This is a genomic window from Bradyrhizobium sp. CCBAU 45384, from assembly GCF_028128665.1.
GTDB classification, from domain to species: domain Bacteria; phylum Pseudomonadota; class Alphaproteobacteria; order Rhizobiales; family Xanthobacteraceae; genus Bradyrhizobium; species Bradyrhizobium manausense.
The window spans coordinates 29447-41573 of record NZ_LBIZ01000112.1 but is presented as its reverse complement, the minus strand read 5'-3'; the positions used below and the strand labels follow the sequence as shown (position 1 = coordinate 41573).

Here is a 12127-nt window from a genome sequence, read left to right as displayed (position 1 = left end):
GGCGCAAGGGCGCCTTTGCCCATCCTACGATATCGGACTTGCGGGGAGGCTCGCGCATCCCAGCCATTTGCGATTGGCAATGGTTCGGCCGCCGCTCCCATCGTACCTGTGAGACCGCGGCGGCTCGCCGCGCCTGCCGGGATGCTCCAGTGAACAAGCCTGTCGTCGTCTCAGAGGAAACGCTGACCGAGCCCGTCGTCGTGAGCGATGTCGCGCCCGCCAAAGCCGCAGGACCGGCCTATATCGTGCTCGCCGGCATCAGCTTCTCGCACTTCCTCAACGACACCATGCAATCGCTGATCGCCTCGGTGTATCCGATCCTGAAGGACACCTACGCGCTCGACTTCGCGCAGATCGGCATGATCACGCTGGCGTTCCAGTTCACCGCCTCGCTGCTGCAGCCGGCGGTCGGCCATTACACCGACAAGAAGGCGCAGCCCTATTCGCTGTCGATCGGCATGGCCTCGACCTTCTTCGGCCTCTTGCTGCTCAGCGTCGCGCAGCGCTATCTCGTCATCCTCGTTGCCGCTGCGCTGGTCGGCCTCGGCTCGGCGGTGTTTCACCCGGAATCGGCGCGCATCGCGCGGCTCGCCTCGGGCGGGCGCTACGGCTTTGCGCAATCGGTGTTTCAGCTCGGCGGTAGTTTCGGCACCTCGATGGGGCCCGTGCTGGCCGCGCTCATCGTTGTGCCGTTCGGGCAGGGCAGCATCGCCTGGTTCTCCTCGATCGCGTTCCTCGCGATTCTCATCCTCTGGCGCATCGGCCGCTGGTACGCGCCGCAGATCACCGCGAGGAAAGCCGCGCCCGCGCATGCGCAACCCGGCGGACCGAGTCGGCGCCGGGTCGCCGTCGCGCTGCTGGTGCTGGTGGCGCTGCTGTTCTCGAAGCAGCTCTACGTCTCGAGCCTGTCGAGCTATTACATCTTCTACCTGATCGACCGCTTTGGCGTGTCGACGCAGGTGGCGCAGATCTATCTGTTCGTCTTCCTCGCCGCGAACGCTGTCGGCGCGTTCTTCGGCGGTCCCTTGGGCGATCGCTTCGGCCGCAAGATCGTGATCTGGATCTCGATCCTGGGCGCGCTGCCGTTCACGCTGGCGCTGCCCCATGCCGGGCTTTACGCGAGCGCGGTGCTGTCGGTCATCATCGGCCTCATCATCTCCTCGACGACATCGTCGATCATCGTGTTCGCGCAGGAACTGGTGCCGCATCGCTTCGGCATGATCTCCGGCGTGTTCTTCGGCGTTGCCTTCGGCATCGGCGGCCTGGGCGCCGCCGTGCTCGGCAAGCTCGCCGACCACACCTCCATCGCGTTCGTCTACCAGGTCTGCGCCTATCTGCCGGCGATCGGGCTGCTCGCGGTGTTCCTGCCCAGGCTGCCGCAGCACAGGCGTTAACAAACCTTCTTTCTCTGCGTTGCGGCTTCATACATCGTTAGCAATTGCTGCCGCATTTTCGCATCGCTTGCGCCGCATCCGCGTGGCCGCTCAGAAAAAATCAACCTTAAAAATTAGGGTTAAGTGGCGCTTAAGCATTTGCTGCCATCGTCCGTTCCGCGAGTTTCCAGAACGTGGGGCATCTGCATTTTGCCTCACCGGCCATAAGGACGAAGCCAATGCGTTGCGTTAAGTCTCTCCTTGCCGCGGGTGCGGCATCACTGATTTCATCGATGGCTTTTGCCGCCGATATGCCGATCGCGGCTCCGCCCCCCATGTACGCGCCGCCCGCCCCGCCCGTCGATTTCGGCGGCTGGTATTTGCGTGGCGATATCGGCTTCAGCAATCAGCAGTTCAAGGATCTGCATAACACCAACGCGGCGCTCTACGCGCCGGTGGTTTCCTTCCAGCAGACCTCGACGGTCAACACCGGCGGGATCTTCGATGTCGGCGTCGGCTATCGGGTCAATAACTGGTTCAGGGCCGACGTCATCGGGCAATATCGCGGCAAGACGAATTTCCTGGCCACCGATTCCTATACGTTCACGAACGCCGGCGTCGTCACGCCGGGAGTCGATACCTACACCGGAACCAAGTCCGAATGGCTGGTGATGGCGAACGCTTACGTCGACCTCGGTACATGGTGGTGTGTCACTCCGTTCATCGGCGCCGGTGTCGGTGCGGCTCGCGTGACCATCGACAATCTCGTGGACACCAACACGCCCACAAACGGTGTCAACCTCGCTGGTTCAGGCTCGAAATGGAATTTGGCGTGGGCAGCGCATGCGGGTCTCGCCTACAAGATCAATCCGTCCACCACGCTCGAACTGGCCTACAGCTACGTGAGCCTGGGTGACGGCGTCACGGCAAACTCGCATAATTTCAATGCGCCGCTCAGCCCCTATGTCTGGCAGGTCAAGAACATCACGTCGAACGACCTGAAGCTCGGCGTACGCTGGGAGCTCAACACGCCGCCGGCCTACGCGCCGCCGCCGCCGCTCGTGACCAAGGGCTGATCGCAAGCCTCATCGCTTAACGTCTCTTAACGGCGCGGGATCATCCCGCGCCGTTTTGCTTTGCATTTTTTTCATGGCGAGCGGCGCCGAAAACCTCGGACGCAACCATTGATTAAGGTTAACGAGCCATGATCACGCTGAAGAGTTCGAGTCCGATGGAGCGTTGCAATGCGTAGGCTTTGGTTGGTGGCGGCGGTGTTCGGATCTGTGTCCGCCGCACACGCGGCCGACATGCCCGATCTGCCCGTCCTGCGCGGCGGCTTCACCGACGGTCTGTCCAACACGCACCACAATTGGGACGGCGCCTATGTCGGCGTCAGCGGCGGCTACACGGCCGACGCGACCGATTTCAGCCAAAGCGTGGTCGGCCTGACCAATTTCATCTTCCGCAACAGCGTGCTGCAGCAGCCGACGGCGAGTTGGTCGCTCATGAACAAGACCAACACGCAAGGCACGAACTTTGGCGCCTTCGTCGGCCGCAATTGGCAATGGTACGATGCCATTCTCGGCCTCGAGGGCACCTACAGCTACTTCAACAACCTCTACACGCAGACCAGCGGTTCCAATCAACTCGATATCATCAATCCTGCCGGTGACATTCACCCCGACAACGTGACCGATCATTGGAACGTAAAGTTGACCGGCACCGCCGCGGCACAGGTCAAGGACATGATTGCGCTCCGCGGCCGCGTGGGCTGGGATGGCGGCGATTTCATGCCATACGCGTTCGCTGGCGCTGCTGTCGGCCGCATGGACGTATCGCGTACCGTGACAAGCGACGTGACGTTGACCCAGGTGATGACGACGACGGTCGGTGGCGTCACGACGATCCTCGTGAATGGACCGAACCCCGTTCCCGCGCAGTCGCAGACGCAGACCCAGCATAGAACCAACGCCTTCGCGGTGGGCTTTGTTGCCGGTCTCGGCGTCGAGTATTGCATCTGGGACGGCCTGTTCGCGCGCGTCGAATACGAATACGTGAAATTCTCGCCGGTCATGAACACCTCTGTGACGCTGAACAATGCGCGCGTCGGGCTTGGCTACAAGTTCTGACACGGCTTCGCTGCGCCGCGGTTGACAGGCTCGCCGTAGCCTGATGCTCTGTCGCCCCTGATGAGGCGGCGGCAATGCAGATTTACGGCGACAGCAATTCCGGCAATTGTCTGAAGGTGAAATGGGTGTGCGATCATCTCGCATTGCCCTATCGCTGGATCGAGATCGACACGCGCAAGGGCGAGACGCGCACGCCGCAATTTTTGGCCATGAACGGCGCCGGCCAGGTGCCGACCGTCGCCTTCGACGACGGCCGCACCCTGGCGCAGTCCAACGCCATCATCCGCTATCTCGCCCGCGACAGCGCACTCATTCCGCGCGACGCTTTTGCCGCTGCCAAGATGGACGAATGGCTGTTCTGGGAGCAGTACAGCCACGAGCCCTACATCGCGGTGTGTCGTTTCCAGATGGTCTATCTCGGCAAGTCAGCCTCCGAGCTCGATCCTGACAAGGTCAAGCGCGGCTATGCGGCGCTGGACCGCATGGAGGCGCATCTTGCCGCCAGCCGCTTCTTTGCCGGCGATGCGGTCTCGCTCGCGGATGTCTCGCTGCTCGCCTATACGCGCGTTGCGCATGAAGGCGGCTTCGATCTCGGCCGCTATGCCGCCATCCGCCGCTGGGTCGGCGAGGCCGAGGCGTTTCTCGGCCTGCCGTCTGCGCGCTGAGCCTGGAGTGCTTTTCGATGAATGAAAGATCCGTTTCCATCCGCCCTGCGCGACGCGAGGACGTCGCGGCAATGATCGCGATGCTCGCCGATGACCAGCTCGGCCGTGCCCGCGAGCGGTTGGAGGACCCGCTGCCTGAGGTCTATTACGAAGCGTTCGAACGGGTCGAACGCAGTCCCAATCTTCAGCTCGTGGTCGCCGAGAGCGAGGGCAGGGTGGTCGGCTGCCTGCAACTTGCACTTCTGCCCGGCATCAGCTCGCAAGGCGGCATCCGCGGTTTGCTCGAAGATGTTCGCGTTGCCTCTGATTGCCGCGGCCGCGGCATCGGCGAAAAGCTGGTGCAATGGGCTGTTACCGAAGCCAAGGCGCGCGGCTGCAGTCTGGTCGAACTGCTCACGCATTCGAGCCGCGTCGATGCGCAGCGCTTCTACAAGCGGCTTGGATTTTCGGCGAGTCATGTCGGCATGACTGTGCGTTTTTGATGCAGCTCGCAATGGCCGTTGCGCCATCAGCGAAATCGGATCGCGCGTTCGTTCATCTTAACAGCTGATAAACTACCCTTGGTCGTTCGCGTGGATCGAGGAACGAACGGTGCTACGGAGCGTCAGTACCGGGCTCGGTCGGTTCGGGGATTTCAATGACAAGCTATTCCATGATCAAGGTCGGCAACGACTACGTTGTGCAGGCCAACGACAAATGCATCTTGAAGGTCAGCAGCCGCCGCCGCGCCGCGCAATTGATCAGCGAGGCCACGGACTTGCTGAACGCGCTCGCCGTGGTCGAATCCCCCGATATCGCGCCGGAATTGCCTGCACTCCGCCGTGAGCCACCGGAAGTTTCTTGACTGATCTTCCTGTTTCCCGTATCAGCCGCGGCGGGACACCTCCCCCCAACGGGAGGCTTACTATCTGGAAGGGTAGATCATGACTGTAGCGAAGCCCGCTTCGCGGCCGACCGTGCCGCATTTCTCCTCCGGCCCCTGCGCCAAGCGCCCCGGCTGGAACGCCCAAAATCTCAAAGACGCAGCGCTCGGCCGGTCGCATCGTGCGAAGGTCGGCAAGACCAAGCTCAAGCTCGCGATCGATCTGACGCGCGAAGTGCTTGAAGTGCCGGCAGATTATCGCATCGGCATCGTGCCGGCGTCCGATACCGGCGCGGTCGAGATGGCACTGTGGTCGCTGCTCGGGGCCCGGCCCGTCACCACGCTCGCCTGGGAATCCTTCGGCGAGGGCTGGGTCAGCGACATCGTCAAGGAATTGAAGCTCAAGGACGTCACCAAGCTCAACGCTGGATACGGTGAGATTCCGGATCTCTCCAAGGTCGATCCCAAGAGCGATGTCATTTTCACCTGGAACGGCACGACGTCAGGCGTGCGCGTGCCGAACGCCGACTGGATCAAGGCAGACCGTGAAGGTCTCACAATCTGCGACGCGACGTCTGCCGCCTTCGCGCAACCGCTCGATTTTGCAAAACTCGATGTCGTCACCTTCTCCTGGCAGAAGGCGCTCGGCGGCGAAGCCGCGCATGGCATGCTGATCCTCTCGCCCCGCGCGGTGGAGCGGCTCGAGACCTACAAGCCGGCCTGGCCGCTGCCGAAAATCTTCCGCATGACCAAGGGCGGCAAGCTCAACGAAGGCATCTTCGTCGGCGAAACCATCAACACGCCGTCGATGCTCTGCGTCGAGGATTATCTCGACGCGCTGAACTGGGCCAAGTCGATCGGCGGCCTCAAGGCGCTGATCGCGCGCGCCGACGCCAACACCAAGGTTCTGGCCGACTGGAAGGCGAAGACGCCGTGGATCGACTTCCTGGCCAAGGACGCTTCGATCCGCTCCAACACCTCGGTGTGCCTGAAGTTCACCGACCCTGCGATCACCTCGCTCTCGGACGACGCCCAGGCGGAGTTCTCCAAGAAGCTGGTTGCGCTGGTCGAGAAGGAAGGCGCCGGTTACGACTTCGCCTATTACCGCGATGCACCGGCCGGCCTGCGCATCTGGTGCGGCGCCACCGTCGAGGCGAGGGACGTCGAGCTGCTGACGCAGTGGATCGATTGGGCCTTTGCCGAGACCAAGGCTACGCTCGCCAAGGCGGCGTAAGCCAAACCAAATCCTCGTCATGGCCGGGCTTGACCCGGCCATCCATCCATCAAGAGAGATGGATCCGCGGGTCTCAAGCGCGAAGACGCGCTTTCCGCTTTTGCCCGCGGATGACGTTCCGTAACTGCAGCTCGCACCAACGGATCATTCCCATGACCAAGCCCAAAGTTCTCATTTCCGACGCGCTCTCGCCCGCTGCCGTGCAGATCTTCAAAGACCGCGGCGTCGAGGTCGACTTCCAGCCCAACCTTGGCAAGGACAAGGACAAGCTCGCCGAGATCATCGGCAATTACGACGGCCTCGCGATCCGCTCCGCGACCAAGGCGACCGCCAAGATCCTGGAGAAGGCGACCAGGCTCAAGGTGATCGGCCGCGCGGGCATCGGCGTCGACAATGTCGAGATCCCGGCCGCCACGGCCAAGGGCATCATCGTGATGAACACGCCGTTCGGCAATTCGATCACGACCGCCGAGCATGCGATCACGCTCATGCTGGCGCTGGCCCGCGAGATCCCGCAGGCCGACGCCTCGACCCAGGCCGGCAAGTGGGAGAAGAACCGCTTCATGGGCGTCGAGATCACCGGCAAGGTGCTCGGCGTGGTCGGTTGCGGCAACATCGGCTCGATCGTCGCCGACCGCGCCCTCGGCCTGCGCATGAAGGTGATCGCGTTCGATCCGTTCCTGTCGCCGGAGCGCGCCAAGGACATCGGCGTCGAGAAGGTCGAGCTCGATGACCTCCTGAAGCGCGCCGACTTCATCACGCTGCACACGCCGCTGACCGAGAAGACCAAGAACATCATCGACGCATCGGCGATCGCCAAGATGAAGAAGGGCGTGCGCCTGATCAACTGCGCCCGCGGCGGCCTCGTCGACGAGCAGGCCGTGGTCGATGCGCTCAATGCCAAGCATATCGCCGGCGCCGCCTTCGACGTGTTCGTCGAGGAGCCCGCGACCTCGAACGTGCTGTTCGGCCATCCCAACGTGATCTGCACGCCGCATCTCGGCGCCTCCACCACGGAAGCCCAGGAGAACGTCGCGCTGCAGGTCGCCGAGCAGATGTCGGACTACCTCCTCACCGGTGCGATCTCGAACGCGGTGAACTTCCCGTCGATCACCGCGGAAGAGGCGCCGAAGCTCAAGCCCTTCATTGCGCTGGCCGAGAAGCTCGGCTCGTTCGCCGGCCAGCTCACCGAATCAGGCATCCTCAAGGTCGAGATCACCTATGAGGGCCACGTCGCCGAGATGAAGATCAAGGCGATCACCTCGGCGGTGCTGTCGGGCCTGCTGCGCCCGATGCTGGGCGAGGTCAACGTGGTGTCCGCGCCTGTCGTCGCCAAGGAGCGCGGCATGGTGGTCGACGAGATCGTCCGCGCCGCCCAGAGCGACTACGAGAGCCTGATCACCGTGACGGTCGCGACCGAGCGCCAGGAGCGTTCGGTCTCCGGCACCGTCTATCATGACGGCAAGCCGCGCCTCGTCGACGTCAAGGGCATCCGCGTCGACGCCGAGTTCGGCAAGTCGATGATCTACGTCACCAACGAAGACAAGCCGGGCTTCATCGGCAGCTTCGCGAGCCTCCTGGGTGACGCCAAGATCAACATCGCGACCTTCCATCTCGGCCGCGTCGCGCCGGGCTCCGATGCCATCGCGCTGATCGAGGTCGACGGCGCGGTGCCGGCCGACGTGCTCGCCAAGGTGCAGGCGCTGCCGCAGGTCAAGCAGGTCAAGGCGCTGAGGTTCTGATCCTTCACCTCTCCCGAAGGGAGAGGTCGGATCGCATCGCAAGATGCGATCCGGGTGAGGGGTTAGGCTCTCACCGTCGTCATGGCCATGACGATCAGATGGAGGAGTGGCGCGCCCTACGGAATGACGGCCATCATATATTCCGACACGCGGAACAACGCCGCCCATCTCGTAAGGGGCGGCGTTTTTTGTTGATTGATCGACCCGCTTTTTCTCCCGCTCTCCGCAAACTTTGTGTACCAATGGCGGTCAGGACGCTCCGTATCAGTCGTTCGAAAGAAGGGAGAAAACAATGCGTGAAGCCGTCATCGTTTCCTATGCGCGCACGGGCCTCGCCAAATCCGGCCGCGGCGGGTTCAACATCACGCCGCCAATGTCGCTCGCGGCCCACGCCATCCATCACGCGGTCGATCGCGCCGGCGTCGAGAAGGATTATGTCGAGGACTGCTATCTCGGCAATTGCGCCCATGGCGCGCCGAACATCGGCCGCCAGGCCGCGCTGCTCGCCGGCTTGCCGAAGAGCACCGCCGGCGTCTCGGTGAACCGCTTCTGCTCTTCGGGGCTGCAGACCATCGCGATGGCCGCGAACTCGATCCGCTCCGACGGCGCCGATTGCATCGTCGCCGGCGGCGTCGAGAGCATCTCGATCCCCGGTGGCGGCACGCCGAAGGAGTCGATCGATCCGGAATTGCTCAAGACCGCGCCCGACATCTTCATGGCGATGATCGACACCGCCGACATCGTTGCCGAGCGCTACAAGGTCAGCCGCGAATACCAGGACGAATATTCGCTGGAATCGCAGCGCCGCATGGCCGCCGCGCAGCAGGCCGGCAAGTTCAAGGACGAGATCGTCCCGATGAAGACCAGGATGAAGGTGGTCGACAAGGCCACCAAGGCCGAGAGCATCGTCGACTACGTCGTCGACCGCGACGAGTGCAACCGGCCCGAGACCACGCTCGAAGGTCTTGCCAAGCTCGAGCCGGTGAAGGGTCCCGGCAAATACGTCACGGCCGGCAATGCCAGCCAGCTCTCCGACGGCGCCGCCGCCGTGGTGCTGATGGAAGCCAAGGACGCCGAGAAGCGCGGCCTCAAGCCGCTTGGCCGCTTCGTCGCCTGGGCCGCCGCGGGCTGCGAGCCTGACGAGATGGGCATCGGCCCGATCTTCGCCGTGCCGAAGCTGCTCAAGCGTCACGGCCTGAAGATCGACGACATCGATCTCTGGGAGCTCAACGAGGCCTTTGCCAGCCAGTGCCTCTATTCGCGCGACAAGCTCGGCATCGACCCCGAGAAGTACAACGTCAACGGCGGCTCGATTGCGATCGGCCATCCCTTCGGCATGACCGGCGCCCGTCTCACCGGCCATCTGCTGCAGGAAGGCGCCCGCCGCAAGGCCAAATGGGGCGTGGTCACCATGTGCATCGGCGGCGGCCAGGGCGGCGCCGGCCTGTTCGAGATCTACAGCTGACCTGACCCGCAGAGACGTGAAAGGCACGGCGCCGCCAGCGCCGTGCCTTTTCGTTGTGCAGCCAAGACGCATTCGGTGCACTCTTGCGTGCATTGTGTCACAAAGCACGTAATCCTACGTGCTCGCAAATTAACGGAACTTTTCACGCATTACGGCCTCATGAACCGCATCTGTCATCACTGGCCTTGCGATCACGATGCGGCTTTTCTCTCTGCGGCTTACTCACAAGATCACTGCGATCGGCGTCATCGGCCTCGTCGGCGTCGTCCTGATCGGCGGCATTCATCTCTACGGCGAGCGCGCGATGGGAATCTCGCGCGCCGCCGCCGAGAAAGCGCGCGCGGTGTTCGAGCTGAACAGCAGGATCGCGGTCGAGCTATTGGAGGCGCGCCGCGCCGAGAAGGATTTCCTGCTGCGCAGCGACCCCGCGCGGGCGCAGCGCCAGGTCGAGATCTCGCGGCAGGTCGCGCCGGACATCGAGACGCTGCGCGGCAAGATCGCAGCGCTCGGCAAGCCCGAGCTGGCGCAGAAGGTCGACGCGATGAACGCGTCGCTGAGGACCTATCAGGCGCACTTCGCCGCGGTGGTCGAGGAGCGGCAGCGCCTCGGGCTGGATGAGAATTCAGGCCTCGAAGGCCGCCTGCGCGGCTCCGTCCACGAGATCGAAGGCAAGGTCGATCAGCTCCACGATGCCTCGCTCAAGGTGATCATGCTGATGATGCGCCGGCACGAGAAGGATTTCATGCTGCGTCGCGACGCCAAATATGGCGGCGAGATGCAGAAGCGCGCATCCGAATTCCTCGCCGGCCTCGATGCGGGCGGGATTCCCGATGCCGCCAAGGCCGAGCTGCGGCACAAGCTTTCGGACTATCAGCGCGACTTCTCCGCCTGGATGGAGACCGCGCTCAAGCTCGCGGGCGAATTGAAGGCGACGTCGGAGGCGTTTGCGACCGTCGAGCCCGTCATCGAGCAGGTCTCGAAATCGGTCGACATCATCCGCATCGAAGCCGACAAGCAGAACGAGGCGGAGCGCGAGAGCATCCAGTTCTGGATCGCCATTGCGATCGCACTGATCGCAGCTTGCGTGCTCGGCCTCGGTGTCTTCATCGGCCGTTCGGTTGCAAAGCCGCTGTCGGCGATGCGCACCGCGATGATCGAGCTCGCCAACGGCAATTTCGCCATCGTGTTGCCCGGCCTCGGCCGTCCCGACGAGATCGGCGAGATCGCGCGGGCCGTCGAGACTTTCAAGATCAACGCCGAGCAGAAGGCGCGCGAGGAGGCGGAGGAGAAGAGCCGGCAGGACAAGCTCGCTGCCGAACGCCGCCGCGCCGACATGATCAGGATGGCGGATCATTTCGAAGCCGCTGTCGGCCGCATCGTCGAGGCGGTGTCGTCGGCCGCCACCGAGCTCGAGGTCTCCGCGACCTCGCTCACCACCACCGCGAGCCGGTCGACCGAGCTTGCGACGCTGGTCGAGGCGGCCTCGGAAGAGGCTGCGACCAACGTGCAGTCGGTAGCCGCGGCCACGGAGGAGCTCACCGCCTCCGTCCACGAGATCAGCCGTCAGGTGCAGGCCTCCGAGCGCATGGCGGGCGAGGCCGTCAGCCAGGCCGGCCAGACCAACGATCGCGTCAGCGAATTGTCCAAGGCGGCCGCGCGCATCGGCGATGTCGTCGAACTCATCAATGCGATCGCAGGCCAGACCAACCTGCTCGCGCTGAACGCCACCATCGAGGCCGCGCGCGCCGGTGAAGCGGGACGCGGCTTTGCCGTGGTGGCCTCGGAGGTGAAGGCGCTGGCCGAGCAGACGGCGAAAGCGACCGGCGACATCGGCCAGCAGATTTCGAGCATCCAGTCCGCGACCGAGGACTCGGTCGGTGCGATCAAGACCATCGGCGGCACCATCGAGCGCCTGTCCGAGATTTCGTCGACCATCGCGGCCGCGGTCGAGCAGCAGGGCGCCGCAACCGGCGAGATCTCGCGCAACGTCCAGAGCGCGGCGGCCGGCACCACGCAGGTCAGCGCCAATATCAGCAACGTCAGGCAGGGCGCGGTCGAAACCGGCTCGGCATCGGCGCAGGTGCTGTCCGCGGCGAAATCGCTGTCCGGCGACAGCAACCGCCTCAAATTCGAGGTCTGCAAGTTCCTCGATACGGTGCGCGCGGCGTAACGCGCATCTGCCCAGGCTTATTCGCAAGCGATCGGAAATCTTTCGCGCCCCACGCGTTAAGCCCGCGACGGGGCAGGTCGAGGAGAACGCTCATGCGGACAATAATGGCAGCATTCCTTCTGGCGGTCCCGCTCATGGCAGCGCCGGCGATCGCGCAGAACCAGAACGGGCAGAACGAGGCCGACAAGGGCATCAAGACGCAAAATTCCGGCGCCTCGGGCTATGTCGGAGACCAGGACAAGCCCGGCGCGGCGGCAAGGATGCCCGGTGACCGCACCAACAACACCAGTGATGCTGCCACATCGCCCAGCGCGCAGAATTCAGGCACCGGAATCGCGGGAGCTCCCGGCAACAAGAACGGTCCTCCCGCGCAGAAGGGAACGGTCGGCGCGGCCTCGCAGAACTCCACCGTGCAGCAGCAGGATTCGTCGAACATCAAGGGCCTGCCCGGCAACAAGAGCGGTGAGCCGGCGAAGCGGTAAGCCGT

11 protein-coding genes are annotated in these 12127 nt (G+C 63.7%); all 11 read left to right on the top strand.

Annotation, left to right across the window (positions count from 1 at the left end; all coding sequences use genetic code 11):
• Positions 1-149: 149 nt before the first annotated feature.
• The 11 genes from XH80_RS23585 (at position 150) to XH80_RS23535 (ending at position 12122) form a co-directional block, all read left to right on the top strand.
• Positions 150-1394, top strand: coding sequence for an MFS transporter (locus XH80_RS23585; RefSeq protein ID WP_271600618.1), 1245 nt, complete (start codon positions 150-152; stop codon positions 1392-1394).
• A gap of 218 nt (positions 1395-1612) precedes the next feature.
• On the top strand, positions 1613-2449 hold the full coding sequence (locus tag XH80_RS23580) for an outer membrane protein (RefSeq protein WP_271600617.1): 837 nt from the start codon (positions 1613-1615) through the stop codon (positions 2447-2449).
• Between the two features lie 168 nt (positions 2450-2617).
• Positions 2618-3502 (top strand): outer membrane protein, encoded by an 885-nt coding sequence (locus tag XH80_RS23575; protein ID WP_271600616.1) that lies wholly within the window; start codon positions 2618-2620, stop codon positions 3500-3502.
• Between the two features lie 74 nt (positions 3503-3576).
• The gene (locus tag XH80_RS23570) at positions 3577-4167 is read left to right on the top strand and encodes a glutathione S-transferase family protein (protein ID WP_271600615.1); all 591 of its coding nucleotides are present in this window, start codon (positions 3577-3579) and stop codon (positions 4165-4167) included.
• A 17-nt stretch (positions 4168-4184) separates the two neighbouring features.
• Positions 4185-4649, top strand: a complete 465-nt coding sequence (locus XH80_RS23565; protein ID WP_057741516.1) for a GNAT family N-acetyltransferase — start codon at positions 4185-4187, stop codon at positions 4647-4649.
• 170 nt (positions 4650-4819) lie between these two features.
• Positions 4820-5011 (top strand): hypothetical protein, encoded by a 192-nt coding sequence (locus tag XH80_RS23560; protein ID WP_271600614.1) that lies wholly within the window; start codon positions 4820-4822, stop codon positions 5009-5011.
• 79 nt (positions 5012-5090) lie between these two features.
• The gene (locus tag XH80_RS23555) at positions 5091-6263 is read left to right on the top strand and encodes a phosphoserine transaminase (protein ID WP_271600613.1); all 1173 of its coding nucleotides are present in this window, start codon (positions 5091-5093) and stop codon (positions 6261-6263) included.
• Between the two features lie 152 nt (positions 6264-6415).
• Positions 6416-8005 (top strand): phosphoglycerate dehydrogenase, encoded by a 1590-nt coding sequence (serA, locus tag XH80_RS23550; RefSeq protein WP_057741507.1) that lies wholly within the window; start codon positions 6416-6418, stop codon positions 8003-8005.
• A gap of 292 nt (positions 8006-8297) precedes the next feature.
• A complete protein-coding gene (locus tag XH80_RS23545) occupies positions 8298-9470 on the top strand; it encodes a thiolase family protein (RefSeq protein WP_271600612.1) in 1173 nt (390 codons plus the stop codon).
• Between the two features lie 196 nt (positions 9471-9666).
• Positions 9667-11640, top strand: a complete 1974-nt coding sequence (locus XH80_RS23540; protein ID WP_271600611.1) for a methyl-accepting chemotaxis protein — start codon at positions 9667-9669, stop codon at positions 11638-11640.
• A 260-nt stretch (positions 11641-11900) separates the two neighbouring features.
• Positions 11901-12122: a hypothetical protein gene (locus XH80_RS23535; protein ID WP_409363906.1), complete on the top strand. Its 222-nt coding sequence runs from the start codon at positions 11901-11903 to the stop codon at positions 12120-12122.
• The last annotated feature ends 5 nt before the right edge of the window (positions 12123-12127 follow it).